Annotated in this window: 24 protein-coding genes and 1 pseudogene; 12 read left to right on the top strand and 13 right to left on the bottom strand. The window is 56.9% G+C overall.

From position 1 onward, the window contains the following. Nucleotides 1–17 precede the first annotated feature (17 nt). On the bottom strand, nt 18–1010 hold the full coding sequence (gene xylF / locus ACMGGH_RS06305) for a D-xylose ABC transporter substrate-binding protein (protein ID WP_028015068.1): 993 nt from the start codon (nt 1008–1010) through the stop codon (nt 18–20). A gap of 371 nt (nt 1011–1381) precedes the next feature. On the opposite strand from xylF, the gene xylA reads away from it, so the two are divergent. The 4 genes from xylA (at nt 1382) to ACMGGH_RS06325 (ending at nt 5783) form a co-directional block, all read left to right on the top strand. Then, complete coding sequence (xylA, locus tag ACMGGH_RS06310; protein WP_088204493.1) at nt 1382–2704, top strand: xylose isomerase; 1323 nt, start codon at nt 1382–1384, stop codon at nt 2702–2704. Nucleotides 2705–2765: 61 nt separating this feature from the next. Beyond that, a complete protein-coding gene (xylB, locus tag ACMGGH_RS06315; RefSeq protein WP_232949095.1) occupies nt 2766–4220 on the top strand; it encodes a xylulokinase in 1455 nt (484 codons plus the stop codon). 103 nt (nt 4221–4323) lie between these two features. Next, nucleotides 4324–4863 carry an isochorismatase family protein gene (locus ACMGGH_RS06320; RefSeq protein ID WP_028015071.1) on the top strand — a complete coding sequence of 180 codons (540 nt, stop codon included), beginning with the start codon at nt 4324–4326 and terminating at the stop codon, nt 4861–4863. Continuing rightward, nucleotides 4863–5783: a GlxA family transcriptional regulator gene (locus tag ACMGGH_RS06325; RefSeq protein WP_232949094.1), complete on the top strand. Its 921-nt coding sequence runs from the start codon at nt 4863–4865 to the stop codon at nt 5781–5783. The genes ACMGGH_RS06320 and ACMGGH_RS06325 overlap by 1 nt, the downstream gene beginning before the upstream one ends. On the opposite strand, the gene ACMGGH_RS06330 is transcribed toward ACMGGH_RS06325, so the two are convergent. Further along, on the bottom strand, nt 5776–6771 hold the full coding sequence (locus tag ACMGGH_RS06330; RefSeq protein WP_232949093.1) for an acyltransferase: 996 nt from the start codon (nt 6769–6771) through the stop codon (nt 5776–5778). The genes ACMGGH_RS06325 and ACMGGH_RS06330 overlap by 8 nt on opposite strands. 182 nt (nt 6772–6953) lie before the next feature. Here ACMGGH_RS06330 and ACMGGH_RS06335 point away from each other — a divergent pair, with 182 nt between their 5' ends. The 3 genes from ACMGGH_RS06335 (at nt 6954) to glyS (ending at nt 10410) form a co-directional block, all read left to right on the top strand. Beyond that, nucleotides 6954–7259, top strand: coding sequence for a YsaB family lipoprotein (locus ACMGGH_RS06335; protein WP_028015074.1), 306 nt, complete (start codon nt 6954–6956; stop codon nt 7257–7259). Between the two features lie 160 nt (nt 7260–7419). Further along, the gene (gene glyQ / locus ACMGGH_RS06340; protein WP_003860141.1) at nt 7420–8331 is read left to right on the top strand and encodes a glycine--tRNA ligase subunit alpha; all 912 of its coding nucleotides are present in this window, start codon (nt 7420–7422) and stop codon (nt 8329–8331) included. A gap of 9 nt (nt 8332–8340) precedes the next feature. After that, complete coding sequence (gene glyS / locus ACMGGH_RS06345; RefSeq protein ID WP_232949092.1) at nt 8341–10410, top strand: glycine--tRNA ligase subunit beta; 2070 nt, start codon at nt 8341–8343, stop codon at nt 10408–10410. A 93-nt stretch (nt 10411–10503) separates the two neighbouring features. On the opposite strand, the gene ACMGGH_RS06350 is transcribed toward glyS, so the two are convergent. Both ACMGGH_RS06350 and ACMGGH_RS06355 read right to left on the bottom strand, forming a co-directional pair. Then, nucleotides 10504–10914: a hypothetical protein gene (locus tag ACMGGH_RS06350; RefSeq protein ID WP_305043626.1), complete on the bottom strand. Its 411-nt coding sequence runs from the start codon at nt 10912–10914 to the stop codon at nt 10504–10506. Next, a pseudogene (locus tag ACMGGH_RS06355) lies at nt 10842–11018 on the bottom strand (hypothetical protein); the annotation flags it as partial. The pseudogene ACMGGH_RS06355 and the gene ACMGGH_RS06350, both read right to left, overlap by 73 nt. A gap of 686 nt (nt 11019–11704) precedes the next feature. Here ACMGGH_RS06355 and ACMGGH_RS06360 point away from each other — a divergent pair. Together ACMGGH_RS06360 and ACMGGH_RS06365 are read left to right on the top strand one after the other, a co-directional pair. Further along, complete coding sequence (locus ACMGGH_RS06360; protein ID WP_420299056.1) at nt 11705–12847, top strand: IS481 family transposase; 1143 nt, start codon at nt 11705–11707, stop codon at nt 12845–12847. 304 nt (nt 12848–13151) lie between these two features. After that, complete coding sequence (locus ACMGGH_RS06365; RefSeq protein ID WP_232949174.1) at nt 13152–14771, top strand: ABC-F family ATP-binding cassette domain-containing protein; 1620 nt, start codon at nt 13152–13154, stop codon at nt 14769–14771. Nucleotides 14772–14809: 38 nt separating this feature from the next. Here the strand turns inward: ACMGGH_RS06365 and ACMGGH_RS06370 are convergent, their stop codons facing one another. After that, nucleotides 14810–15097 (bottom strand): HTH-type transcriptional regulator, encoded by a 288-nt coding sequence (locus ACMGGH_RS06370; RefSeq protein ID WP_028015078.1) that lies wholly within the window; start codon nt 15095–15097, stop codon nt 14810–14812. A gap of 331 nt (nt 15098–15428) precedes the next feature. Between ACMGGH_RS06370 and ACMGGH_RS06375 the strand changes: the two genes are divergently transcribed. Together ACMGGH_RS06375 and cspE are read left to right on the top strand one after the other, a co-directional pair. After that, nucleotides 15429–16139, top strand: coding sequence for a DUF3053 domain-containing protein (locus ACMGGH_RS06375; protein WP_045260020.1), 711 nt, complete (start codon nt 15429–15431; stop codon nt 16137–16139). A gap of 247 nt (nt 16140–16386) precedes the next feature. Further along, nucleotides 16387–16599: an RNA chaperone/antiterminator CspA gene (gene cspE, locus ACMGGH_RS06380; protein WP_003860775.1), complete on the top strand. Its 213-nt coding sequence runs from the start codon at nt 16387–16389 to the stop codon at nt 16597–16599. Nucleotides 16600–16657: 58 nt separating this feature from the next. On the opposite strand, the gene ghrB is transcribed toward cspE, so the two are convergent. The 6 genes from ghrB to ACMGGH_RS06410 form a co-directional block, all read right to left on the bottom strand. Next, nucleotides 16658–17632, bottom strand: a complete 975-nt coding sequence (gene ghrB, locus ACMGGH_RS06385) for a glyoxylate/hydroxypyruvate reductase GhrB (RefSeq protein WP_047366950.1) — start codon at nt 17630–17632, stop codon at nt 16658–16660. Nucleotides 17633–17658: 26 nt separating this feature from the next. After that, nucleotides 17659–18939 (bottom strand): MFS transporter, encoded by a 1281-nt coding sequence (locus ACMGGH_RS06390; protein WP_028015081.1) that lies wholly within the window; start codon nt 18937–18939, stop codon nt 17659–17661. Between the two features lie 117 nt (nt 18940–19056). Continuing rightward, nucleotides 19057–19995, bottom strand: a complete 939-nt coding sequence (locus ACMGGH_RS06395) for a sugar kinase (RefSeq protein WP_232949175.1) — start codon at nt 19993–19995, stop codon at nt 19057–19059. A 3-nt stretch (nt 19996–19998) separates the two neighbouring features. Then, nucleotides 19999–20748, bottom strand: coding sequence for a sugar phosphate isomerase/epimerase family protein (locus ACMGGH_RS06400; protein ID WP_045260017.1), 750 nt, complete (start codon nt 20746–20748; stop codon nt 19999–20001). A gap of 103 nt (nt 20749–20851) precedes the next feature. Then, the gene (locus ACMGGH_RS06405; protein WP_028015084.1) at nt 20852–21868 is read right to left on the bottom strand and encodes a LacI family DNA-binding transcriptional regulator; all 1017 of its coding nucleotides are present in this window, start codon (nt 21866–21868) and stop codon (nt 20852–20854) included. Between the two features lie 114 nt (nt 21869–21982). After that, nucleotides 21983–22645: an OmpA family lipoprotein gene (locus tag ACMGGH_RS06410; protein ID WP_008502762.1), complete on the bottom strand. Its 663-nt coding sequence runs from the start codon at nt 22643–22645 to the stop codon at nt 21983–21985. A gap of 211 nt (nt 22646–22856) precedes the next feature. Between ACMGGH_RS06410 and ACMGGH_RS06415 the strand changes: the two genes are divergently transcribed. Then, the gene (locus tag ACMGGH_RS06415; RefSeq protein ID WP_232949178.1) at nt 22857–25136 is read left to right on the top strand and encodes a molybdopterin guanine dinucleotide-containing S/N-oxide reductase; all 2280 of its coding nucleotides are present in this window, start codon (nt 22857–22859) and stop codon (nt 25134–25136) included. Here ACMGGH_RS06415 and ACMGGH_RS06420 read toward each other — a convergent pair. After that, nucleotides 25099–25545 (bottom strand): N-acetyltransferase, encoded by a 447-nt coding sequence (locus ACMGGH_RS06420; protein WP_028015086.1) that lies wholly within the window; start codon nt 25543–25545, stop codon nt 25099–25101. The genes ACMGGH_RS06415 and ACMGGH_RS06420 overlap by 38 nt on opposite strands. Then, on the bottom strand, nt 25523–26104 hold the full coding sequence (tag, locus tag ACMGGH_RS06425; RefSeq protein WP_232949176.1) for a DNA-3-methyladenine glycosylase I: 582 nt from the start codon (nt 26102–26104) through the stop codon (nt 25523–25525). The genes ACMGGH_RS06420 and tag overlap by 23 nt, the downstream gene beginning before the upstream one ends. Nucleotides 26105–26171: the final 67 nt, after the last annotated feature.

Genomic DNA, 26171 nt, shown 5'->3' on the forward strand with positions numbered 1-26171 from the left:
GCAGGGGCAGCGCCGGATTACAGTTCGCTCTTCTTGTGGAAACCGTCTTTAATAACGGTGGCGTCAATGTTCTCTTTATTGACTTCAATTGGCGTGAGCAGGCGAGCCGGAACGTCTTTCAGGCCGTTATTCAGCGTTGCATCTGCTTTAGGTTGCTTACCGTTGCCCAGCTCAACGGCAATTTCCGCCGCCGTATTGGCAAGTTCGGTAATCGGTTTGTAGACCGTCATGGTCTGGGTACCTGCGATAATGCGTTTTACGCCCGCCAGGTCGGCATCCTGACCAGAAATCGCGACTTTACCGGCCAGTCCCTGGGCACTCAGAGCCTGAATAGCCCCGCCTGCTGTGGCATCGTTGGAGGCCACGACAGCATCAATTTTGTTGTTATTAGCCGTCAGCGCATTTTCCATAATCTTCAGGGCATTTTCTGGTAACCATCCGTCGGCCCACTGATCGCCGACCACCTTAATTTTGCCGCTGTCGATGTACGGCTTAAGGACCTTCATTTGCCCTTCGCGGAACAGTTTGGCGTTGTTATCCACCGGCGAACCGCCCATCAGGAAATAATTGCCTTGAGGCACTTTGTCGATCAGGCTTTGCGCCTGTAATTCGCCCACTTTTTCATTGTCGAAGGAAATATAATAATCAATATCGGCGTTATTAATCATGCGGTCATAAGCGAGAACTTTTATGCCTTCCTGCTTCGCTTCTTTCACCACGTTACTTAATACCTGGCCGTTATAAGGGATAATGACCAGAACATCGACTCCCCGGTTGATCATATTCTCGATCTGCGACATTTGCGTTTCTTCATTGCCGTTAGCCGACTGAACAAACACATTCGCACCGAGTGATTCCGCTTTTTTCACAAAAATATCGCGATCTTTTTGCCAGCGCTCCAGACGCAGGTCATCAATCGCCATGCCAATTTTGACCTCCTTGGCATGCCCTGCAAAGCTTGCAAGGAGGAGCGTAGTGCAGAGCGTTAGGGTCAGGTTCTTTATCTTCATAATTATTAGGCCTTTTTGTAGGGGTATGTGTTGCTGAGATAAAAGAAACATTCACTGCTGGGTCGCAGCAAATTTTTAACGCGGAAAGGCGGGCTGGCAATTACAGATTTTTATCTTCTCATTACGATATTTGGTTTATTTCTGAATTTATGACCGCGATCGGATTTTAAAATTCGTAACGCCTTAATTACATTTGATTCTGGAATGTGCGCCGAAAAATAGTTTGTCTGCGCATTATTTTGCGAGCCAGCGCACAGTTGTGCATTCTCTCAATAGCAGTGTGAAATAACGTAATTGAGCAACCCAAAATGTCTATTCACTATTACTCCTGAATCAACGACTCGCCGCATACCCTGATTATGGAGCTCAATATGCAAGCTTATTTCGACCAACTCGATCGCGTTCGTTACGAAGGCCCAAAAACGACCAATCCTTTAGCATTTCGTCACTACAATCCGGATGAGCTGGTGCTGGGTAAGCGCATGGAAGATCATCTGCGCTTTGCCGCCTGTTACTGGCATACCTTCTGCTGGAACGGCGCCGATATGTTCGGCGTGGGTTCCTTTGACCGTCCGTGGCAACAGCCGGGTGAGGCCATCGAGCTGGCGAAACGCAAAGCCGACGTGGCGTTTGAGTTCTTCCACAAGCTGAACGTGCCGTACTACTGCTTCCATGATGTTGACGTATCGCCGGAAGGGGCGTCGCTGAAAGAGTACCTGAACAATTTTGCGCAGATGGTGGACGTGCTGGCAGAAAAACAGCAGCAAAGCGGCGTGAAGCTGCTCTGGGGTACGGCAAACTGCTTCACCAACCCACGCTATGGTGCGGGTGCGGCCACCAACCCGGATCCGGAAGTGTTTAGCTGGGCGGCTACGCAGGTGGTGACGGCAATGAACGCTACGCATCAGCTGGGCGGCGAAAACTATGTCCTGTGGGGCGGCCGTGAAGGCTATGAAACCCTGCTCAATACCGACCTGCGCCAGGAGCGCGAGCAGATTGGCCGCTTTATGCAGATGGTTGTCGACCATAAGCACAAAATCGGCTTCCGCGGCACGCTGCTGATCGAGCCTAAACCGCAGGAACCAACCAAGCATCAGTACGACTACGATGTCGCCACCGTGTATGGCTTCCTGAAGCAGTTTGGTCTGGAAAAAGAGATCAAAGTGAATATTGAGGCTAACCACGCTACCCTGGCGGGCCACTCATTCCATCACGAAATTGCCTCTGCGATTGCGCTGGGCATCTTCGGATCGGTAGATGCGAACCGCGGCGATCCGCAGCTGGGCTGGGATACCGACCAGTTCCCGAACAGCGTGGAAGAGAATGCGCTGGTGATGTACGAGATCGTCAAAGCGGGCGGTTTCACCACCGGCGGCCTCAACTTTGACGCCAAGGTGCGTCGCCAGAGCACCGACAAATACGATCTGTTCTACGGCCACATTGGCGCGATGGACACCATGGCGCTGGCGCTGAAAGTGGCGGCGCGTATGATTGAAGACGGCGAGCTGGATAAGCGCGTGGCGAAGCGCTACAGCGGCTGGAACAGTGAGCTGGGCCAGCAAATTTTGAAGGGTCAGTTATCGCTTGCGGACATCGCGAAGTACGCTGAACAACAGCAGCTGGCGCCGCAGCACCAGAGCGGGCATCAGGAATTGCTGGAAAACCTGGTTAATCACTACCTGTTCGATAAATAACAGCATGCAGGCCCGGTAAGCGGAAGCGCCACCGGGCATTTCTGTCAAAGGAGTCACCACAATGTATATCGGGATCGATCTTGGCACATCGGGTGTGAAAGCCATCCTGTTAAGCGAGCAGGGCGACGTGTTAGCAACGCAGACTGAAAAGCTGCAGGTTTCACGCCCGCATCCGCTGTGGTCGGAGCAGGACCCGGAGCAGTGGTGGCAGGCGACGGATCGCGCGATAAAAGCCTTAGGCGAGCAGCACAGCCTGCGCGACGTGAAAGCGCTGGGCATTGCCGGACAAATGCATGGTGCAACGTTGCTGGATAGCCAGCATCGCGTTCTGCGCCCGGCTATTCTCTGGAACGATGGCCGCTGTGCGGAAGAGTGCGCAATCCTTGAAGCGCGTGTGCCCACGTCCCGCGAGATTACGGGCAACCTGATGATGCCCGGCTTTACCGCACCCAAACTCCTGTGGGTGCAGCGCCACGAGCCGGAGATTTTCCGTCAGGTGGCGAAAGTCCTGCTGCCGAAAGACTATCTGCGCTTTCGTATGACGGGCGATTTCGCCTCCGACATGTCAGATGCCGCCGGCACGATGTGGCTCGACGTGGCGAAGCGCGACTGGAGCGAGGTGATGCTGGATGCCTGCCATCTGACGCGGGAACATATGCCCGCGCTGTTCGAAGGCTGTGAGGTGACGGGTACGCTGCTGCCAGACGTTGCGGAACGCTGGAATATGCCTGCCGTACCGGTGGTGGCCGGGGGCGGTGATAACGCGGCGGGTGCCGTGGGTGTCGGGATGGTTGAGGCGGGGCAGGCGATGCTGTCGCTGGGAACCTCTGGGGTCTATTTTGCCGTCAGCGACGGCTATCGCAGCAATCCCGAAAGCGCTGTGCACAGTTTCTGTCATGCGCTTCCGGGAAAATGGCATTTGATGTCGGTGATGCTGAGCGCGGCATCCTGCCTGGACTGGGCGGCGAAGCTTACCGGCATGGCGGACGTTCCGGCACTTATTGCGGCGGCGCAGCAGGCGGATGACGCGGCGAGTACCGTCTGGTTTTTACCCTATCTTTCTGGCGAGCGTACGCCGCACAACAACCCGGAAGCGAAAGGGGTATTCTTTGGCCTAACCCACCAGCACGGCCCGGCAGAGCTGGCGCGTGCGGTTCTCGAAGGCGTGGGGTATGCGCTGGCCGACGGGATGGATGTGGTGCACGACTGCGGCCTGAAACCCGCAAGCGTCACCCTGATTGGCGGCGGCGCGCGAAGCCCTTACTGGCGACAAATGCTGTCGGATATTAGCGGGTTGCAGCTGGATTTCCGTACGGGAGGGGATGTTGGCCCCGCGCTCGGCGCCGCGCGTCTGGCGCAGATCGCTATGAACCCGGAACAACCGCTTTCGCAACTGCTGCCGCAGCTTACGCTTGAACAGGCGCATCACCCTGACGCGGCAAACCATGCGCGGTACGCGGAAAGGCGCGCGGTATTCCGTAAAATCTATCAGCAGCTGCTGCCGCTGATGTCATAAACACGCTTGTCCGACCGCGGCACGAGGATGTCCTTTTTTGGTCTGTGCGTGCCTTCCTTTCCTTGCCAGTATGGTGTTACACCCACTGGCGAGGAGATCCATCATGTCACGCATTGCACTGATCAATATTGATACTCAGCAGTCCTTCCATCATCGCCCTTACTGGCAGGAGGGCGACATTCCTGCCTTTCAGCAGGCGATGCTGGGGCTGATTGAAGGCTGCCAGGCGCGCGGTATTCCAGTTGTTGATATTTTTCATGTGGATGAAGACGGCCCCTTCACGCTGCAAAGCGGCTATGTCAAACCGATGGCCTTTTTGCGTCATCAGCCGGATGTGGTTTTCCAGAAACACGTCCATAATGCCTTCACGGATACCGGGCTTGACCGCTGGCTGCGCGAGCGTGATATCAACCAGCTGATTATCTGCGGCATTCGCACGGAACAATGCTGTGAAACCACCGCTCGGGTAGCATCCGATCTGGGTTATGCTGTGACGTTTGTGAGCGAGGCAACGCTGACGTTTCCCATGATGTACAAGGGCATTACCCTGAGCGCAGCGGAAATTCGCCATCGTACCGAGACGGTACTGGCCGGGCGTTTTGCCGAAATTAAAACGGTAGCGGAGACGCTGGAGTCACTGTAATGCGCATCGACGTCTGGTTCGTGATGTTACCCGGGGTACTGGCACTGGATATGTCAGGCCCGGCGGAGACCTTTGTGCTGGCTGGCGACGCGTTTCGTCTGCATTACATTGGGCCGCAACCGGACGTGCCGACGTCGATAGGCCTGACGATGGGCGGCATCCAGCCGTTGCCGGAAAGTCTGCCTCCGGGGAGTCTGCTTGTCCTGCCGGGGGTGAGCGACTCCCGCGTTCAGTTCTCATCGCCGCAGGCGCAGCAGATCCAGCACTGGCTAATGCGCCTGCAGCCGGTCATTCAGCGCCGGGATATCACGGTGATGTGCGTCTGTTCTGGTGCGCTGCTGGCGGCGAAATCGGGCCTGCTGAATAACAAACAGTGCACAACCCACCATGACGTTATCAGCCGTTTACGCACTGTGGCTCCCACGGCGACGATTAAAGAAAACCGCATCTTTGTACAGGACGAGAATATCTGGACCAGCGCGGGGATCACGTCGGGCATCGATCTGGCGCTGCATATGATTAACCGCCTGTGCGGTCCCGAAAAGGCGCTGGCCGTGGCGCGCGAGATGGTGGTCTGGTTCCGCCGTTCCGGTGACGATCCCCAGCTTTCACCGTGGCTGCGCTACCGCAATCATCTTCATCCGGCGATCCATCGGGCGCAGGATGCGCTCACCGCCGAGCCGCAAAAAACGTGGAGCTTGCCTGATATCGCCGCACTGGCGCACGTCAGCCCGCGCCATCTCACCCGGCTTTTCCAGACGCATTTAGGGATTAGCGTCCGCGATTATCTGGAGCAGCTGCGTCTGGCGGTGGCGGAGCAGTGGCTGATTCAGGGGCGCGGCGTGGAACAGGCCTCGCTGGCGGCAGGGTTTTCCTCCCCGCGCCAGTACCACCGCGCCCGGCAGCGCAGCGTTAGCTGACGAAGCGGCGCGTGTCGATTTTTTGCAGCAGTATCGACAGCAGCAGGCTGATAACCAGCGTAGCGGCAAAAATCCAGACGATATCCAGCACCGGCCAGCTTTTGAGCTCAACGCCCCTCGTTCGCAGGGCGTGGATCACCAGCGCGTGAAAACCGTAAATTCCCAGCGAGTGCCGCGAGATAAAGCCCAGCACGGGAAGGGGACGCGCGTTCAAGGTGTTTTTAACGAGCGTGAGCAGCGATACGGCACAGATAAAGACCATCGGCCCGCAATACAGATACCAGGTATCGGCAAAATTGCCGCGCCACTGAAGCTCATGTAGCGTCCCGCGTGAAATCACCGCCACGCCGGCGATAAACAGCGCTCCGCAGAGCCAGTTCAGACCGCGCTTTTGCGTGTCCATCATCCCGATGGCGCGCCCCAGCATGCCGTAAAGCACGTAGTAGAAGGTGTCGCCGTTGATATAGAGGTTTACCGGCAACCATTCGAAACCGTCGATTTTCTGCGAGATCGTGTTCGGGTTGGCGACGATGCCAATCACCACCATCAGGGCCAGAAGCATTTTCCCGCTGACGTTTTTCACCTGAATGAGCGGAGAGACCAGATAGATAACGATGATGGCGAAGAAGAACCACAGGTGGTAGAAAACCGGTTTTTGCAGCAAATATTTGAGGGATAACCCGGCGTTAATGGAGGTAAACAGGGTGATATAGAGCAGGGCAACGGCGCTGTAGAACCCCAGACAGGCCGCGATGCGGATGAAGTGCCTCGGCTGCGCGCTACGCTCGCCAAAAAAGAGAAAGCCGGAAATCATAAAAAACAGCGGCACGCTGACGCGCGACGCGGAGTTGAGGATATTGGCAATATCCCAGTTAACGGGGCTGATGCTGTGGGCATTCGTGACATACCAGGTCGTCGTGTGGATCATGACCACCATCAGACACGCTATTCCTCGCAGGTTATCAATCCAGTTAATTTTTGACGGCATCAGTTCCTCGTATTCCCTGTAAAGTGAGTGGGACTCCCATTGTCCAAAAGTCTTCGTTTGGAAAATTCTGAGTTTTATGCGCAGGCTTGCCGGGAGACCGCGAGATTCGCAGAATGGCAGACCTTAATCTATAAAAGTGTTGATACTAAAAATAACAGCCGCTGACCAGGACGGTAATAAAAATGATGATGAAGCGTGTGGCATCACTCTTTCTGCTGTTGATGCTGGCAGGATGCAGTGCGCCACAGGAAGTCCCCGTGCAAAAAGCGCAGCAGGGAAAAATAAGCCCGGAGCGTTCGCTGAATATGGAAGCGCTCTGTAAAGAGCGGGCTGCTCGGCGCTATAACTCGGACGTTCAGAAAATTAACGTCATCGGATTCGAGCGCTTTCAGGGCAGCTATGAGCTCAGAGGGTATACGGCGCGTAAAGAGGGCTTTGTCTGCTCGTTTGATGCGGACGGTCAGTTTTTACATCTCTCCATGCGCTAGCCTGCTCGCATAATCAACAACCAGACGCCGCCAGCGTTCTGGCCGGAAGGCTTATTTCCCAATTTTCCCTAAACAACCCCGTTTCGTACTGTATATCTTGCAGCCAGCGGGTATACTGGTCCCTTCCATTTAAAACCACACGTATCCAGCACGAAATACTATGCAAAAGTTTGATACCAAGACCTTCCAGGGCCTGATCCTGACCTTACAGGATTACTGGGCTCGTCAGGGCTGTACCATTGTTCAACCTTTGGACATGGAAGTCGGCGCCGGCACTTCACACCCGATGACCAGCCTGCGCGCGTTGGGGCCAGAGCCAATGGCGACCGCGTATGTGCAGCCTTCCCGTCGTCCGACCGATGGTCGTTACGGTGAAAACCCGAACCGTCTGCAGCATTACTATCAGTTCCAGGTGGTGATTAAGCCATCACCCGACAACATTCAGGAACTGTATCTCGGGTCGCTGAAAGAGCTGGGTATGGATCCAACCATTCACGACATCCGTTTCGTGGAAGACAACTGGGAAAACCCAACGCTGGGTGCCTGGGGTCTCGGTTGGGAAGTGTGGCTGAACGGCATGGAAGTGACCCAGTTCACCTACTTCCAGCAGGTCGGCGGTCTGGAATGTAAGCCGATCACCGGAGAGATCACCTACGGTCTGGAACGTCTGGCCATGTACATTCAGGGCGTAGACAGCGTTTACGACCTGGTCTGGAGCGACGGCCCGCTGGGTAAAACCACCTACGGCGACGTGTTCCATCAGAACGAAGTGGAGCAATCCACCTATAACTTCGAATACGCGGACGTGGACTTCCTGTTCACCTGCTTCGAGCAGTACGAGAAAGAGGCACAGCAGCTGCTGGCGCTGGAAACTCCGCTGCCGCTGCCTGCTTACGAGCGTATTCTGAAGGCCGCCCACAGCTTCAACCTGCTGGACGCCCGCAAAGCGATCTCCGTGACTGAACGTCAGCGCTACATTCTGCGTATTCGTACCCTGACCAAAGCCGTTGCAGAAGCTTACTACGCGTCCCGTGAAGCCCTTGGCTTCCCGATGTGCAACCGAAACAAATAAGAGGCGGCCATGTCTGAGAAAACTTTCCTGGTGGAAATCGGCACCGAAGAGCTGCCACCAAAAGCCCTGCGCAGCCTGGCTGAATCTTTTGCTGCGAACGTGACCGCCGAGCTGGATAACGCTGGCCTGGCGCACGGTAAAATTGAGTGGTTTGCTGCACCGCGTCGTCTGGCGCTGAAAGTGGCAAATCTGGCGGCGTCTCAGCCGGATCGTGAAGTTGAAAAACGTGGCCCGGCGATTGCCCAGGCGTTTGACGCGGAAGGCAAGCCAAGCAAGGCTGCCGAAGGCTGGGCGCGCGGCTGCGGCATCACCGTCGATCAGGCTGAACGTCTGACCACCGATAAAGGCGAATGGCTGCTGTATCGTGCCCACGTGAAAGGCGAAAGCGCGGAAGCGCTGCTGCCAAACATGATCGCCACTTCTCTGGCGAAGCTGCCGATTCCTAAGCTGATGCGCTGGGGCGCGTCTGACGTACACTTCGTGCGTCCGGTACACACCGTGACCCTGCTGCTGGGCGACACCGTTATCCCGGCGACCATTCTGGGCGTGGCGTCCGATCGCGTGATCCGCGGCCACCGCTTTATGGGCGAGCCAGAGTTCACCATCGACAATGCCGACCAGTACCCGCAGATCCTGCTGGAGCGCGGTAAAGTGATTGCCGACTACGAACAGCGTAAAGCCAAAATTAAAGCGGACGCGGAAGAAGCGGCGCGTAAGATTGGCGGTAATGCCGACCTGAGCGACAGCCTGCTGGAAGAGGTCACTTCTCTGGTGGAATGGCCGGTTGTGCTGACCGCGAAATTCGAAGAGAAATTCCTGGCCGTTCCGGCAGAAGCGCTGGTTTACACCATGAAGGGTGACCAGAAGTACTTCCCGGTTTACGCCAACGACGGCAAGCTGCTGCCAAACTTCATCTTCGTGGCGAACATCGAATCGAAAGATCCAAGCCAGATTATCTCCGGTAACGAGAAAGTGGTGCGCCCGCGTCTGGCGGATGCCGAGTTCTTCTTCAATACCGACCGTAAAAAGCGTCTGGAAGATAACCTGCCGCGCCTGCAGACCGTGCTGTTCCAGCAGCAGTTGGGTACGCTGCGCGACAAAACCGACCGTATCGCGGAGCTGTCCGGCTGGATCGCCCGTGAAATCGGTGCCGACGTTAACCACGCGACCCGCGCGGGCCTGCTCTCCAAATGCGACCTGATGACCAACATGGTGTTCGAATTCACCGACACCCAGGGCGTAATGGGCATGCACTACGCGCGTCACGATGGCGAAGCGGAAGACGTGGCCGTAGCTCTGAACGAGCAGTATCAGCCGCGCTTTGCGGGCGACGATCTGCCGTCCAACCCGGTTGCCTGCGCTGTAGCGATTGCCGATAAGATGGACACCCTGGCGGGTATCTTCGGCATCGGCCAGCATCCGAAAGGCGATAAAGACCCGTTTGCGCTGCGTCGTGCCGCGCTGGGCGTGCTGCGCATCATCGTTGAGAAGAACCTGAACCTTGATCTGCAGATCCTGACCGAAGAAGCGGTGCGTCTGTACGGCGACAAGCTGACCAACGCGAACGTTGTGGATGACGTGATCGACTTTATGCTCGGCCGTTTCCGCGCGTGGTATCAAGACGAAGGTTACACTGTCGACACCATTCAGGCGGTGCTGGCGCGTCGTCCAACCCGTCCGGCTGATTTCGATGCGCGTATGAAGGCGGTTTCCCACTTCCGTACGCTGGAAGCGGCATCTGCCCTGGCGGCGGCCAACAAGCGTGTATCCAACATCCTCGCGAAATCCGACGAGACGCTGAACGAGCGCGTAAACGCCGCGACGCTGAAAGAGCCGGAAGAGATCGCCCTGGCGATGCAGGTTGTGGTGCTGCGCGACAAGCTCGAGCCGTACTTCGCGGAAGGTCGCTACCAGGAAGCGCTGGTGGAGCTGGCGGAGCTGCGTGACGTGATCGACGCCTTCTTCGAGAAAGTGATGGTGAACGTAGAAGATAAAGAACTGCGTATTAACCGTCTCTCCATGCTCGAAAAACTGCGCGAGCTGTTCCTGCGCGTGGCGGATATTTCGCTGTTGCAGTAATGTGCCCGTTGTAACAAATGCTAAAAACCCGCTTCGGCGGGTTTTTTTATGGGTCTTTTGTAGACCGGATAAGCGCAGCGCCATCCGGCAGGTTTAGCCGATCGCGATTGTGCCTTCGTCTGTCTGCAGCCAGCGCGGTGCCTTCAGCGTATCAGCAAAGTAGCTGACCAGCTCGCACAGCAAATCTTCCATCACGATTTCAGATTGTCGCGACAGTGAGCCGTTCATCAGCATCTGCGTAAGCTCCTGACAGTAGCGCCCCAGCTGATCGCATTCGGGTTCGAAAGCCGGAACGCGTGACGGGAGTTCCTTCACGGTCAGGCTGGCTTTTAAAGCGTCCGGAACAGGTTCCAGAAGCGTGGGTTGCAGAAGATTCAGACAGGCATAAAGTCTGCCGTAAAGCGCCATTTTTGGGGCGGGTTCTTCGCAATCTACCAGTGCGTCGGTAAAACGTTCGCAGTTATCCGCCTGTTCGGTGAAGTCGGTGGCGTGGTTGAAGGGCAGGGTGAATAAAGAATGAGCTTGGGTTGGGGTAGTAGCCATATTGGCAGCCTCCGATAAGTGATAAAGCTTCCACCACCGGAAATGCTAACTTCGCTGGTGGTGGACTGAACAGAGTTAGCATTACCGGCCTTATCGGATACCGGCGCATCTTTCGATGCCCCTGCTCAGCCCACCATTGAGATGTAGCAAAGCATGCTGCACATAATGTGCCGCCGATAAGATAAGCCAGGATGCTAAACCCGGCACCTGATTTTGCAGGTGCAAAGAGAACTTACTGCTCATCAAAACAGGCGGCAATAGATTTGAGCTATGCCACTGAGGATATTACCATTTCTGGAAAGAGACTCGCAAAATTACCGCAATGAAAAGCATACTGCGGGCAGAGGTCTTACAGCGACGCTATGGTCCGGCTGTAAATCGCTGAGGCGTTTCCTGCAGGCCGGGGCGAGGCGCATGGATGCGCCGAGAGGGCGGGCTTTACAGGGATGTTACCTCCGCCCGTCCCCGATAAGCCGGAAGGAATAAGCCGAAGGTACCGCGTAGCGGCGATTTACCGCCGGGAGCCCGGGTAGCCAGGGTGGTGGCGACTGAGCCACCCTGGCACGTTCACGGGTATTGTCGTTACAGAGTAGCAAGGAACATAAAGTGAACGGAATGACCACCAGAGTCGTATGCTTCCCCTCACCCCAGCCCTCTCCCTCTGTACGGTCCGGGGACATAGTGAACACTTGTTCGGGGACATGGTAGACACTTACAACTGAGGCATAAGAACCCGTTTATGGAGTCACTTATGCCCTGGGATGCGAGAGATACCATGTCATTACGTACCGAGTTTGTACTGTTCGCCTCGCAGGACGGGGCGAACATCCGTTTCCTCTGCCGTCAGTTCGGCATTTCTCCTGCCACCGGCTACAAGTGGCTTCAGCGCTGGGCTGAGGAAGGTGCCTCCGGTCTTCAGGACCGCTCCCGCGCACCTCATCATTCCCCGAACCGCTCATCTGACGACATCACGGCCCTGCTGCGCATGGCGCATGACCGTCATCAACGCTGGGGCGCCCGCAAGATTAAGCGCTGGCTTGAAGACCAGGGGCACCGTATGCCCGCCTTCAGCACCGTCCATAATCTGATGGCCCGTCACGGTCTGCTGCCGGGCGCATCACCGGGCGTTCCGGCTACGGGACGCTTCGAACATGACGCGCCGAACCGGCTCTGGCAGATGGATTTTAAGGGCCACTTTCCCTTTGGCGGTGGCCGCTGCCATCCGCTCACCCTGCTGGACGACCACTCCCGTTTTTCCCTGTGCCTGGCGCACTGTACCGATGAACGGCGCGAGACCGTGCAGCAGCAGCTGGTCAGCGCGTTTGAACGCTACGGCCTGCCGGACAGGATGACGATGGACAACGGCTCACCGTGGGGCGACACCACCGGCACCTGGACGGCGCTGGAGCTGTGGCTGATGCGCCACGGTATCCGGGTGGGGCACTCCCGGCCTTATCATCCGCAGACGCAGGGCAAGCTGGAGCGTTTTCACCGCAGCCTGAAGGCGGAAGTGCTGCAGGGAAAATGGTTCGCGGACAGCGGAGAGCTGCAGCGCGCTTTCGATCACTGGCGCACGGTGTACAACCTTGAACGCCCGCACGAGGCGCTGGATATGGCGGTACCGGCCTCGCGTTATCAGCCGTCTGCCCGGAAGTACAGCGGCAGCGTAACGCCACCTGAATACGATGAAGGGGTGAAGGTCAGGAAAGTGGATGTCAGCGGAAAGCTGAGCATACAGGGTGTCAGTCTGAGCGCAGGCAAGGCGTTCAGGGGAGAACGGGTCGGGCTGAGGGAGACGCAGGATGACGGCTGCTATGAAGTGTGGTGGTACAGCACGAAAGTGGGGGTGATCGACCTGAAGAAAAAGTCGATCACCATGGGTAAAGGATGTTAAAAAGTGTTCACCATGTCCCCGAACACCTGTCTACCATGTCCCCGGACTGTACACCCTCAAGGGAGAGGGGGCCGTCTGTGCAAGCAATATTTGGTGGGGATCCCTCAGCCCAAAGGGAGAGGGAGTACAAATCGTCCAAAATTTAACCTTGAAATGGTCAACCCATTACCGCTATCCTTATCTCCGTTAAATTTCTCGCTCTGGAGCGCCCCCCAAAAATGAACAAACACGACTGATGAATTTCGATCCTTGCTAAACGCCACAGCGTGGGCAGGGGATGTTTTGATTTCATTCAGGAGTGCTTATGGCTCATTTTGCGCAGTCCCCTTCTTTTATTTTGCATCAGGTCACCTGTCAGTTTGCGACGGGCGATATCCTTTTTGGTCCACTGAGTTTTTCTCTGGAGCCGTCTCTGTGCGCTCTGGTTGGCCGTAACGGCAGCGGGAAAACGCGTCTGCTGCGTCTGCTGGCGGGGCTTGATGAGCCTGCAAGCGGGCATATTGAACGTACCGGAACACATGTCTATGTGGCTCAGCAGCAGGACATTTTGCCGCACACGACGCTGGCTGAGCTGCTCGGGTACGAGGCCATCTTCGCGGCGCGAGCGCGTATCGACAGCGGCGATTACCAGCCTGACGATCTGGAAATGCTTGATGGATTCTGGGATTTAGCTGAACGTCTTGGCGAGGCGTTTGTCCGGGCGAAACTTCCGCCGTTTGATCCAGATAAGCCAGCCGGTGAGCTCAGCGGCGGCGAGCGTATTCGCGCGCTGCTGTGCGGGGCGTTTACGGCTGAAGCGGATTTCCTGCTGCTGGACGAACCGACTAACCATCTGGATCGACAAGGACGGGCGTGGTTCTACGACCAGCTTGCCCGTTATCAGGGCGGCGTGCTCGTCGCCTCCCATGACCGTGAGCTGCTGGCGCAGGTGCCGCGTATTCTTGAGCTGAGCAGCGGTGGCCTGCGCAGCTACGGCGGGAATTATGCGGATTATCAAACCCAGCGCGATGCCGAACAGCAGGCGGCCCGCGCGGCGCTGGAACATGCGGCCACGGAGCGCAAACGCACCCGCGCTCGTATGCAAAAAGAGCATGACGACAGCCAGCGGCGCTCGGCAAAAACATTACGCACCGTCGATACCCTGAATATCGCGTCGTTTGAACGCGTCAAATACAAAGGCGCGGCAAAGGAACGTATCGGCGCCTGGAAAAAACAGCACAGCGAGCAAAATGAAGCCCTGAATGCCGCGGTAAACAAGGCGCGTGAGCGGGTTGAAGAAAATAACCCGGTGATGTTTACCCTGCCGGGGAGTCAGATCCCGGAAGGTAAACAGGTGCTGGTGCTGGAAGATCTGGTGCTGCCGCATGTGCCTGTTCCTCCGCTTAGCTGGCGGATGGATGGGCCAATGCGGGTGGCGCTAAAAGGTCCGAACGGCTGCGGGAAATCGACGCTGTTGAAAGCCATCCTCGGCGACATTAGTCCACGCTCAGGAACCTGTAAGGTGTCGGTCAGCTGTGCTTATCTCGATCAGCATCTTTCCCGGCTCGATCTGTCGCAGTCGGTCATGACGCACCTCAACCTGGGCAATACGCCCCTGGAAGAGGGTATGTTACGCACCCGTTTAGCCCAGCTTCAGCTGGGGGCCGACAAAGTCTCGCTCCCGCTGGCGGAACTGAGCGGTGGTGAGCGTTTGAAGGCTGCGCTGGCCTGCGTGCTTTGGCGCGGGGAGGCCACGCAGCTCCTGTTGCTGGATGAACCGACCAACCATCTGGATCTGGCCTCAGTGCAGGCTATTGAAGCGGCGCTGGCTGGTTTCCCCGGCGCGCTGCTGGTGGTGTCACACGATGATGCGTTTTTAAAAGGGTTAACGTTGACGCACGAGATGGTGTGGGAAGAGACGGGCTGGCGTTTCGAGAGCCTTTAAACACAAGCCCCCGCAGAGGCGGGGGCGTTCAAACTTTACTACGCTATCTGTTTGCTGAGTGCAGGGTTGGCCTGAATCAGGCGCATCAGCTTTAACTCGGTTGGGGTGGGTTTCTCTCGTTTTGACTCCCACTCCAGCACCATAGCCACGCTGACACCCATCGCTCTGGCGAATTCTTCAGTTTTCAGTCCTGTCCCTTTGCGCAATTGCTCATATTCTGTAAAGGGATTGGATTTTTGTTGCAGGGTAATGGCCTGCGGTACATCTTTAAAAACGATCTGTTCCAGACTGCTCAGCAGCTCAAACTCAGGATCTTTATATTCCATTGAGAACTCCTCTTAAATCTCACATCGTGATCAAGAACATCAGAGAGCCAATTAAGAATAGTCCCTAATACAAACCAAGGATCGTCACGGCTGTGATTAATCGTGCGGTAACGATCGCTTTACGCGATTCAGCTATCCGGATAGTTATGCTAATTCCCTGATTAACCATATGTCGGCTTCGCCAGGTATTTTTTTGTAAATAGTAAGAAATAAATCGGCAATAGTCGTTTTACATGAAAAGAGTATCTTGCAAGGCTGACCTGGACTATCCTTGTCAGCGTCGGGCACGCGTGTGCCGGTGTGCGCTTTTTTGGGTGAAAGGAGTAATAAAATGGCGACAGGAAAGTCCTGCTCTCGCTGGTTTGCGCCTATTGCGGCGTTGTTGATGGTTGTTAGCCTGAGTGGGTGTTTTGATAAAGAAGGCGATCAGCGCAAAGCGTTTATCGATTTTCTGCAGAATACAGTGATGCGCAGCGGCGAGCGGTTGCCGACGCTGACTGCGGATCAGAAAAAACAGTTTGGCCCCTTTGTGTCCGATTACGCCATTCTTTATGGGTATTCACAGCAGGTGAGCCAGGCGATGGACTCCGGTATCCGCCCGGTAGTGGATAGCGTGAACGCCATCCGTGTTCCCCAGGATTATATGACTCAGCGCGAGCCGCTGCGCCAGTCCAATGGTGCGCTCGGCGTGCTGAGCCAGCAGCTGCAAAATGCGAAAATGCAGGCTGACGCGTCACGTTCTGCGCTGAAGCAGGGCGAGGATCTCAAACCGGTCTTCGATAAAGTGTATGAGAAAGTAGTGACGAAACCGTCTGAAGCGATACAACCGCTGATTCCGGCCGCGCAGGTCTTCACTCAGCAGCTGGTTCAGGTCGGGGATTTCATCTCGCAGCAGGGGACACAGGTGAGCTTTGTTGCCAACGGCATTCAGTTCCCAACCTCGCAGCAGGCAAGTCAGTACAATACGCTGATTGGGCCGCTGGCCGCCCAGCACCAGGCCTTTAGCCAGGCGTGGGGCGCAGCAGTCGCTGCCACAGAATAAACCGAAAAACCCCGCCTCAGGCGGGGTTTTTTTTCGGCATTCAGAAAATAACGCTTGTCATTCCTCTACCACATCGGTATAACTGTTCGCGTCGGTTTGTTACACAGACCTAAAGCAGTTTAGTAAAGCAGTCCAGATTGTTATCCATAGATACCCTTCGTAGTGACCCTTCCTTCATCGCTTAAAAATCTGTAACGCAATCCATCAAGCCGGAAGGCACAATATATTTGTTAATAAGGTAATTTCTATGTCTGCTAAAATGACTGGTCTGGTTAAATGGTTCAACGCTGATAAAGGTTTCGGCTTCATCACTCCTGACGATGGCTCTAAAGACGTGTTCGTACACTTCTCTGCTATCCAGAACGATGGCTACAAATCTCTGGACGAAGGTCAGAAAGTTTCCTTCACCATCGAAAGCGGCGCTAAAGGCCCAGCAGCTGGTAACGTTGTAAGCCTGTAAGCTTCCAACCCAGTAGCACAAAATTCAAAAACCCGCCTTCTGGCGGGTTTTTTCGTTTCTACTGTTGGATCTGCGGGTTAACGCAGTTCCTGTCTACTTTTCCAGCAAGCGCGGCTATCAGGTTATCTACTGCCGTCGCCGCCATATTGTAGCGCGTCTCGTGGGTAGCAGAGCCGATGTGTGGCAGGGCGACGACGTTTGGCATGCTCAGCAGTGGGGAATCCACCGGAAGCGGCTCCTGCTCAAACACGTCCAGACCCGCGGCGTGGATCTCGCCGTTTTGCAGCGCTTCAATCAGCGCCTGCTCATCCACCACCGGGCCGCGACCCGCGTTGATGAAGATGGCGGACTTCTTCATTTTTTCAAACGCGGATTTGCCAATCAGATGGCGCGTTTCATCCGTCAGCGGCAGGATCAGGCAAACAAAATCGGCTTCCTGCAGCAGCGTATCCAGCTCGCAGTAACGCGCGTTGAAGCGTTCTTCTGCTTCACTGTGATGACGGCGCGCGTTATACAGAATCGGCATGTTGAAGCCGAAATGCGCGCGCTGCGCCAGCGCCAGCCCGATACGCCCCATACCCACGATGCCCAGCGTTTTGCCATGCACATCCACGCCGAACCAGTCCGGCCCAATGCTTTTCGTCCATTCGCCGGCTTTCACACGCTCGGCCACTTCCACCACGCGACGGGCCGTGCTGAGCACCAGCGCCATCAGCGTATCTGCCACGGTTTCCGTCAGGGCATGTGGCGTGTGCATCAGCAGGATTTTACGGGCGTTCAGAGCATCCACGTCGAAATTGTCATAACCCACGGAAACGGTTGAGGTAGCACGAAGCTTCGGCATTTTCTCCAGCAGGGCGACATCCACTTTTTCGCTTGAACCCAGCAGGCCTTCGGCGCTGGCGAACGCATCGGCATGCTGCGCCACGGTCTCCGGGCTCAGGTTCTTCACCTGCGTAACGGTGAAGTGTTCTTCCAGGCGTTTCTGCAGATCTTCCGGCAGAGCTTTATACAAAATGACGGACGGCTTCATGCTAATCTCCGTTGATTTTTAAGGATTCAGGCGTGGCGTGCGCCGACGAGGTGCTGTTGATTATTAGCAGGCTTAACAATCAAAGTAAGCCACACGGAGGCGAAAAGCGCTACCCCCATAAAGATGTACGACGCGGATGGGCTGCCGGTCACACCGTTCAGATAGCCGACGAACCAGGATCCGCAGAACGACCCCAGCGCGCCCATACTGTTAATCAATGCCATTGCACCGCCCGCGACGTTACGCGGCAGCATTTCCGGGATGATGGCAAAAAACGGACCGTACGGGGCGTACATGGCGGCACCGGCAATCACCAGCAGGGTATAAGAGGCCCAGAAGTGATTCGCGCCCACCGCCCACGAGCCGATGAAGGCGAAAGCGGCAATCAGCAGCAGCGGCCAGACGAACAGCTTGCGGTTTTGCAGCTTGTCCGACGCCCAGGAGACAACGATCATCGCGATGGTCGCTGCGAGATACGGTACGGAAGAGAGCCAGCCCACTTCCACCATGCCGAGGTTCTCGCCGCCGCTGCGGATAATCGACGGCAGCCACAGCACAAACCCGTACACGCCGATACTCCAGGTAAAGTACTGCGCGCAGAGCAGGATAACGTTGCGGGAGCGGAACGCTTCGCCGTAGTTGCGTACCGCCTTCAGCCCCTGCTGCTCTTTATCCAGTTGCGCCTGCAGCGCGGCTTTTTCATCTTCGGAAAGCCACTTCGCCTGGGCAGGCTTATCTTTTACCAGCACCCACCAGCAGAATGCCCAGATAATTGCGGGTACCCCTTCGATGATAAACATCTCGCGCCAGCCGAAGGACTGGATCAGGTAGCCGGAGACTACCGACATCCATAGTACGGTGACCGGGTTACCGAGGATCAGGAAGGTATTCGCGCGTGAACGTTCAGATTTGGTAAACCAGTTGCTTATGTAAATCAGCATCGCCGGCATGACCGCTGCCTCAACGACGCCGAGGATAAAGCGAATGGCCGCCAGAGCAGGAATATTGTTCACCACGCCGGTCAGTGACGCGCAGGCGCCCCACAGGATCAGACAGATGAAGATCAGCTTACGCACGCTGCGGCGTTCCGCGTAAATCGCGCCGGGGATCTGGAAGAAGAAGTAGCCCAGGAAGAAAAGGGCACCCAGCAGGGATGAAATACCTTTGGTGATGCCGAGGTCTTCGGTGATCCCCGCCGCGGACGCGAAGCTGAAGTTGGCACGATCGAGGTACGCCAGGCTGTACGTGATAAACACGATTGGCATGATGTACCACCAGCGTTTTACTGCATTGGTCGAACTGTTCATAGGCTTGCCTCTGTTGTTGAGGTTGTTACCGCCGTTGACTGTAGGGTACACGGTGGCTTAATTATTTGGTGTGGCATGCTGCCCTCACCCTGGCCCTCTCCCACAGGGAGAGGGAATTTAAACGCCGAGCTCTGCTCGCGTTGGCAATCCTTCGCTGTCGCCCTGCACCTGAATCGCCAGCGAGCCAATCTTATTGCCCCGCGCGACGGCCTGCTGCAGCGGTTTGCCTTCCAGCAGGGCGCTAATGACGCCTACGGCAAAGCCATCGCCCGCGCCGACGGTGTCGACAACGTTCTCAACCTTCACCGCCGCGACCGCGCCCTGTTCGCCGTCTGCCGTTTTGAACCATGCACCATCGGCACCGGTCTTCAGCACCACCGCTTTTACCCCTTGACTCAGATAGAAATCAGCAATGCCTTCCGGCGTATTTTCACCCGTCAGAATCATCCCCTCCTTCAGGCCCGGCAGAACCCAGTCCGCCTGGAACGCAAGGCGGTTCAGCTTCTCGACCATTTCCGCTTCGCTTTTCCACAGCACCGGGCGCAAATTCGGATCGAAAGAGATCGTTTTGCCCAGCGACTTCATGGTCGTTGCCGCATGGTCCAGCAGTTCATAGGAACTGTCAGAGAGCGCCGCCGCCACGCCGCTCAGGTGCAGATGGCGCGCGGAGGCAAAATAGCCGGCGTGGTAATCTTCCGTTGAGAGATGGCTTGCCGCCGAACCTTTGCGGAAATACTCCACGATGGGATCGGTTCCATTCTCGACTTTAGATTTAAGCTGAAAGCCGGTAGGAAAGCGTCCGTCCAGGGTGACGCCTGCGGCGTCAATATTCTCTTTTTTCAGCGAGTCGAGAACGAAATGGCCAAAGCTGTCATCCCCCACGCGGCTGACCCAGCCGACGTTCAGACCGAGACGCACCAGGCCGGTCGCGACATTCAGCTCTGCGCCCGCTACGCGTTTGATAAAGTGCTCAACCGTGCTCAGTTCGCCCGTTTCGGTCGCGACAAACATCGCCATAGCCTCGCCGATCGTGATGGCATCCAGCGTTTTGTGCATGATTTACTCCTCGCGCAGCAGGTTGACGTAATGACGGGTAACGGCGGTTAAATCCGCCCCTTCCAGCGGGAACTCAATACCGCGCGGAGCATCTGCAGGCAGCTGGCCGAGCAGATCCAGCCAGCGCGCGTCTGCGCGGTCCGGCGCCACGGCGCGGAAGTTATCTTTATGCGGAACGGCGGCTTTAACGTGGATATAGCTCACCGCAGGGGCCAGGTGACGCGCGGCCTCTTCGGGGGAGTCGCCGACCCACAGCCAGTTGCCCATGTCGAAGGTCAGCGTGACGGGCAACGCCATTTCCCGACAGGCGGCCTGGAAGCGCCGCATGGGCGCGAGCTGCCCGCAGTCGGTCTGATCGTTCTCCACAACAAGCGCCATACCGCTGGCATTCAGCAGGGCGCGCAGGGCGTCGAGAGGCTGTGTGTCGCTGAAATGGCCGAGAGAAACCTTCAGCCACAGGGCGTTAAGGGTGTTGGCCTCAGAGAGATAGCGGGGCAGGTCCGGGTTAAGGGTGCCGTCGGGCATAAACAGGGCGGCGGGCGCGGAGTAGCACGCCAGCAGACCCATTAGCTCGATGGATTCGCTCAGTGCAGGCAGCGCCAGCAGCTCTTCGCTGTTAAACAGTTCGCGGCGGATCTCCACGCCGTCTGCCCCTGCGCCTGCAATAACGGGGAGCATCGCCCGCTGACCGCCTGCCTGTCGCACCTGTTCCGCGCCATACGCGGCGGTGACCACCATGATTTTCCTGCCCATCTTCGGACTCCATCGCAACATATCAATACTATTACGCTAGATGGAACCGGTTCCAAAGAAAAGATCAGGATGTCGAATTTATGATCGCTATCACAAGGGGGAATTAACGGGCGGTGGAGCCGCGAACGATCAGCTCGCCGGAGAAGACCTGCTCGCGTACGGCATCGCGGGTGCCTTCAATACGACGAATCACTTGTTCTACAGCGGCATAGCCAATCTGCCAGGTGGGTTGTTTAAGGGTCGTAATACCCACGCCAGCGAGCTCCGCCCACTCCAGCTCATCAAAGCCCAGCAGACCGATATCGCTGCCCCAGTGCAGGCCAATGCGCTTGAGCGAGCGGGCGACCTGAAGCGTCAGCGCCCCGTTGGCGGAAATAACGGCTTTGCGCATCCCGCGATGGCGGGTATGGAACTGGCGCAGGGTGTTGTCGATCTGGTCGGCTTCGTGAAGCGGTGTTTCGGCATTTTCGGCGATCGCTCCGGGATAACGCGCAAGCGTGGCGCGAAATGCCGCCAGGCGGTCGCGTCGGGTATTTACCATGCCCAGGGGTTCGCTCAGGAAAAGAATCGCTTCGAAGCCCTGTTCGATCAGGTGCTCGGTCGCGGTTGTGGCTGCCTGGGTGTTATCCAGCCCGACGACATCGCAGGCGAATTCCGGGATTTTACGGTCGATGAGGACCATGGGCAGGGAGGACTGCTGCAGGCGGTTCAGGCCCTCTTCACGCATGCCTACTGCGTTAACCACAATCCCTTCCACCTGGTAGCTGCGCAGCAGATCGAGGTAGTGCAGCTCCTGGTCGACTTCGTTGTTGGTATTACAGACCAGCGGCGTGAAGCCCTTCTCGCGGCAGGCGGCCTCGATACCGCTGAGGACGTTGACGGAGTAGGGGTTGGTGATATCGGCGATAATAAGGCCGATCAAACGGGTGCGACCGCGTTTGAGCCCGCGCGCCATCAGGCTGGGACGATAGTCGAGATCGGCAATGGCCTGTTCAATACGCGCCAGCAATGCGTCGGACAGCAGATGTTTCTCGCCGTTAAGGTAGCGCGAAATGCTGGTTTTACCGGTTTTGGCGGCTTTCGCCACGTCGCTGATGGTGGCCCGGGCTGGTTTGCTCATCGCTGATTTCCCTGAATTTAGTGAGAATACCTTAGCGGGAAAATCAACGATGGCAAGTGGTTCATGCCGGGGTGTGCGGTCTGTTGCCCTCACCCAGGCCCTCTCCCTCGGGGATTACTGAATCGGGCTCAACGTAATCTCTACGCGACGGTTTTGCGCTTTACCTTCCGCCGTGCTGTTGCTGGCGATAGGATTGGCAGGGCCCATGCCGCTGGTGCGGATGCGGTTTGCTTCAACGCCCTGGGTTATCAGGGAGCTGGCCACGGAATCGGCACGCTGCTGAGACAGACGCATGTTCAGATCCTGGCTGCCGGTGCTGTCGGTGTAGCCAATCACGTTCACGGCGGTCTTGTTGTACTCTTTCAGCACCATCGCCACGCCGGTCAGGGTGTTCGCGCCCGCAGGTTTCAGCGTGGCGCTGCTGCTGTCAAAGGTCACGTTGTTCGGCATGTTCAGGATGATGTTATCGCCGCTGCGGGTGACACTCACGCCGGTTCCCTTCATTTTGTCGCGCAGTTTCGCTTCCTGCACGTCCATGTAATAACCGACGCCGCCGCCCAGCGCCGCACCTGCCGCTGCGCCAATCAGCGCACCTTTGCCGCGGTCTTTCTTGGAGGAGGAGAGTGCCCCAACGCCTGCGCCGACCAGCGAGCCGATACCTGCGCCAATGCCGGATTTACCCGCTTCGCGCTCACCGGTGTAAGGGTTGGTTGTGCAGCCTGAAACAGCCAGTGCACCGCTCACCAGAGCGGCAATAACGAGTACGCGTTTTTTCATCTTCTTTCCTTAATCCTTTTTATTCTTTGCCACGGCGAGCGTGGCAGTTGATTATGACGTCCAGATACGGAGAAAATTCCGGGTATAACTCTGAAATTTGTGACAAACCATAAACGGCCTCAACGAGAAGGCCGTAAACCTGCACGCAACCAGGAGCGCACGCTTGAGCACCTCAACAAAAACCATTCTGACCGCCGCCCACTGGGGGCCGATGCTGGTCGAAACCGATGGCGAAAATGTTCTGTCGTCCCGTGGGGCACTGCCAACACAACATCCCAATTCGTTACAGACCGTCGTACGCGATCAGGTGCACAGCAAAACGCGCGTGCGCTGGCCGATGGTGCGCAAAGGTTTTCTGGCCTCGCCGGATAAGCCGCAGGGGATCCGTGGTCAGGATGAGTTTGTTCGCGTGAGCTGGGACGATGCGCTGGCGCTGATCCATACGCAGCATAAGCGCATTCGCGACAGCTATGGCCCATCGTCCATTTTTGCCGGCTCCTATGGCTGGCGCTCGAACGGCGTGCTGCACAAGGCCTCGACCCTGCTGCAGCGCTACATGAGCCTGGCCGGGGGCTATACCGGTCATCTGGGAGACTATTCGACCGGCGCGGCGCAGGCGATCATGCCGTACGTCGTGGGAGGAAACGAAGTGTACCAGCAGCAGACCAGCTGGCCGCTGGTGCTGCAGCACACCGACGTGGTGGTGCTGTGGAGCGCCAACCCGCTGAACACGCTGAAAATTGCCTGGAATGCCAGCGACGAGCAGGGGATTGGGTATTTCGACGCGCTGCGCAAAAGCGGCAAACGCATCATCTGCATTGATCCGATGCGTTCTGAAACCATGGATTTCTTCGGCGACAGCGCCGAGTGGATTGCTCCTCATATGGGCACCGACGTGGCGATGATGCTGGGTATCGCCCATACGCTGGTGGAGAACGGCTGGCACGACCGCGATTTCCTCGCCCGGTGTACATCCGGCTTCAACAAATTCACCGACTACCTGACGGGCGAATCTGATGGGGTAGTGAAAACGGCAGAGTGGGCCGCGGAAATTTGTGGCGTTCCAGCCGCTAAAATCCGCGAACTGGCGGCACTGTTCCATAAAAATACCACGATGTTAATGTCCGGCTGGGGGATGCAGCGCCAGCAGTTCGGCGAGCAGAAACACTGGATGCTGGTGACGCTTGCCGCGATGCTAGGACAGATTGGTACGCCGGGCGGCGGTTTTGGTCTTTCCTACCACTTTGCGAACGGCGGTAACCCAACGCGTAAAGCGGCGGTGCTGGCGTCCCTGCAAGGCTCGGTGCAGGGCGGCGTGGATGCCGTGGATAAAATCCCGGTGGCACGAATCGTTGAAGCTCTGGAAAACCCGGGCGGTTTTTATCAGCATAACGGTCTGGACCGCCACTTCCCGGACATTAAGTTTGTCTGGTGGGCGGGCGGGGCAAACTTCACGCACCATCAGGATACCAATCGCCTGATCCGCGCCTGGCAAAAGCCGGAGCTAGTGGTGATTTCCGAGTGCTTCTGGACCGCCTCGGCCAAACATGCCGATATCGTACTGCCCGCGACCACGTCGTTTGAGCGTAACGATCTCACCATGACCGGCGATTACAGCAACCAGCATATGGTGCCGATGAAGCGCGTGGTGGCCCCGCGTGATGAAGCGCGTGATGATTTTGACGTGTTTGCTGAACTGAGCGAGCTCTGGGAAGCGGGTGGTCGCGAACGCTTTACCGAAGGGAAAAATGACCTGCAGTGGCTGGAGAGTTTCTACCAGATCGCCGGACAGCGTGGTGCGGCGCAGGGCGTGACGCTTCCGCCATTTGCTGAATTCTGGGAGGCGAACCAGATTCTCGAAATGCCGGAAAGCGAACAGAACGCCCGATTTGTCCGTTTCGCCGATTTCCGTCGCGACCCGGAAAACCATCCGCTGAAAACCGAGAGCGGCAAGATTGTGATCTACAGCGAGCGCATCGCCAGCTTTGGATATGCCGATTGTCCGCCACACCCTTCGTGGCTGGAGCCGGACGAGTGGCACGGCAACGCTCAGCCGGAGCAGCTGCAGGTGCTGTCTGCCCATCCGGCGCATCGTCTGCACAGTCAGCTTAATTACACCTCTCTGCGCGAGCAGTATGCGGTCGCCGGGCGGGAGCCAATTACGCTCAATACTTTAGACGCCAAAGCGCGTGGGATTGCGGACGGTGACGTGGTGCGCGTCTGGAACCAGCGTGGACAGGTGCTGGCAGGGGCGGTGGTCAGCGACGGGATTAAGCCAGGCGTGATCTGTATTCATCAGGGAGCCTGGCCCGACCTTGAGCCCACCGAAGGTGGGATCTGTAAAAACGGGGCGGTTAACGTGCTGACCAAAGATCTCCCCAGCTCGAAGCTGGGGAATGGTTGCGCAGGGAACACGGCGCTGGCCTGGGTCGAGAAATATCAGGGCCCGGCGCTTACCTTAACGGCGTTTGATCCGCCTGCCAGCTCATGATCCACGTCGGGTGCTGGGTATCATCCTGCCAGGCGCTGTCTTCAATGCGAAAGCCCTGAGCATGGTAGAAATTCACCGCCCGGACGTTTTTCTGATACACCTCCAGGGTTAAGTGCGGGAAGCGCTGTTGAACATGGTTCAGCAGCGCGCGCCCGATGCCTTTTCCGATATACGCTGGCGTAACGAACAGCGCCCCTACAAACTGCGACTGTATGACGCTGATAAAACCGCGCGGCGTGCCGTTCTCCTCCCAGACCCAGGTTTCGGCGGCGGGAAGGTATTCATCCCGCACCAGCGCTTCGTTCGCTTTCCAGTAGTCGGCGTCGATAAACGGATGCGCCTCGGTGGTGCTCTCAAGCCACAGTCTCAGGAGCTGAGCGGTATTCTCACTGTGCCATTTGCGGATCATGGTTGCCCTCCGGGTGGCAGATGCAGCCCGTAATATGATCATTGACCAGCCCGCAGGCTTGCATAAAGGAGTAACAGATGGTGGTGCCCACAAACTTGAAGCCGCGTTTTTTCAGCGCTTTCGACAGGGCATCCGAGGCAGGGGTCGAGGTTGGGATCTCTGCAAGCGTGGCGGCCCGCGTCACCTTCGGCTCGTTATCCACAAACGACCAGACAAATGCTGAGAAGGGTTCGCCGTTTTGCTCCATCGCCAGATAAGCCCGCGCGTTACCGATAATGGCCTGAATTTTACCGCGATGGCGGATGATACCGGGATTCAGAACCAGCCTTTCCACGTCGTCGTCGGTCATGGCGGCTACCGCAGTCGGATTGAACTGGTGGAAGGCATTGCGGTAGTTCTCACGCTTTTTCAGAACGGTGATCCACGACAGACCGGCCTGCTGGCCTTCAAGGCAAATCATTTCAAACAGTTTTTCACCGTCGGTCTCCGGTACGCCCCATTCCTTGTCGTGATAATCGATATAAAGCTGATCCTGGCTTACCCAACCGCAACGTTGCATAGGTCATCTCCCTTCCTGATACGATAAACGCAAAAATTTCAATCTGCCCGGCTTGACGTGTCTGCTA

The sequence above is a fragment of the Enterobacter sp. BNK-16 genome, assembly GCF_048684955.1.
In the GTDB taxonomy this organism is placed as follows: domain Bacteria; phylum Pseudomonadota; class Gammaproteobacteria; order Enterobacterales; family Enterobacteriaceae; genus Enterobacter; species Enterobacter bugandensis.

Bases quoted from the DNA above. Each gene is read 5' to 3' on its own strand.
- xylF (WP_028015068.1), bottom strand. From the start codon at position 1,010: ATGAAGATAAAGAACCTGACCCTAACGCTCTGCACTACGCTCCTCCTT.
- xylA (WP_088204493.1), top strand. From the start codon at position 1,382: ATGCAAGCTTATTTCGACCAACTCGATCGCGTTCGTTACGAAGGCCCA.
- xylB (WP_232949095.1), top strand. From the start codon at position 2,766: ATGTATATCGGGATCGATCTTGGCACATCGGGTGTGAAAGCCATCCTG.
- ACMGGH_RS06320 (WP_028015071.1), top strand. From the start codon at position 4,324: ATGTCACGCATTGCACTGATCAATATTGATACTCAGCAGTCCTTCCAT.
- ACMGGH_RS06325 (WP_232949094.1), top strand. From the start codon at position 4,863: ATGCGCATCGACGTCTGGTTCGTGATGTTACCCGGGGTACTGGCACTG.
- ACMGGH_RS06330 (WP_232949093.1), bottom strand. From the start codon at position 6,771: ATGCCGTCAAAAATTAACTGGATTGATAACCTGCGAGGAATAGCGTGT.
- ACMGGH_RS06335 (WP_028015074.1), top strand. From the start codon at position 6,954: ATGATGATGAAGCGTGTGGCATCACTCTTTCTGCTGTTGATGCTGGCA.
- glyQ (WP_003860141.1), top strand. From the start codon at position 7,420: ATGCAAAAGTTTGATACCAAGACCTTCCAGGGCCTGATCCTGACCTTA.
- glyS (WP_232949092.1), top strand. From the start codon at position 8,341: ATGTCTGAGAAAACTTTCCTGGTGGAAATCGGCACCGAAGAGCTGCCA.
- ACMGGH_RS06360 (WP_420299056.1), top strand. From the start codon at position 11,705: ATGCCCTGGGATGCGAGAGATACCATGTCATTACGTACCGAGTTTGTA.
- ACMGGH_RS06365 (WP_232949174.1), top strand. From the start codon at position 13,152: ATGGCTCATTTTGCGCAGTCCCCTTCTTTTATTTTGCATCAGGTCACC.
- ACMGGH_RS06370 (WP_028015078.1), bottom strand. From the start codon at position 15,097: ATGGAATATAAAGATCCTGAGTTTGAGCTGCTGAGCAGTCTGGAACAG.
- ACMGGH_RS06375 (WP_045260020.1), top strand. From the start codon at position 15,429: ATGGCGACAGGAAAGTCCTGCTCTCGCTGGTTTGCGCCTATTGCGGCG.
- cspE (WP_003860775.1), top strand. From the start codon at position 16,387: ATGTCTGCTAAAATGACTGGTCTGGTTAAATGGTTCAACGCTGATAAA.
- ghrB (WP_047366950.1), bottom strand. From the start codon at position 17,632: ATGAAGCCGTCCGTCATTTTGTATAAAGCTCTGCCGGAAGATCTGCAG.
- ACMGGH_RS06390 (WP_028015081.1), bottom strand. From the start codon at position 18,939: ATGAACAGTTCGACCAATGCAGTAAAACGCTGGTGGTACATCATGCCA.
- ACMGGH_RS06395 (WP_232949175.1), bottom strand. From the start codon at position 19,995: ATGCACAAAACGCTGGATGCCATCACGATCGGCGAGGCTATGGCGATG.
- ACMGGH_RS06400 (WP_045260017.1), bottom strand. From the start codon at position 20,748: ATGGGCAGGAAAATCATGGTGGTCACCGCCGCGTATGGCGCGGAACAG.
- ACMGGH_RS06405 (WP_028015084.1), bottom strand. From the start codon at position 21,868: ATGAGCAAACCAGCCCGGGCCACCATCAGCGACGTGGCGAAAGCCGCC.
- ACMGGH_RS06410 (WP_008502762.1), bottom strand. From the start codon at position 22,645: ATGAAAAAACGCGTACTCGTTATTGCCGCTCTGGTGAGCGGTGCACTG.
- ACMGGH_RS06415 (WP_232949178.1), top strand. From the start codon at position 22,857: ATGCTGGTCGAAACCGATGGCGAAAATGTTCTGTCGTCCCGTGGGGCA.
- ACMGGH_RS06420 (WP_028015086.1), bottom strand. From the start codon at position 25,545: ATGATCCGCAAATGGCACAGTGAGAATACCGCTCAGCTCCTGAGACTG.
- tag (WP_232949176.1), bottom strand. From the start codon at position 26,104: ATGCAACGTTGCGGTTGGGTAAGCCAGGATCAGCTTTATATCGATTAT.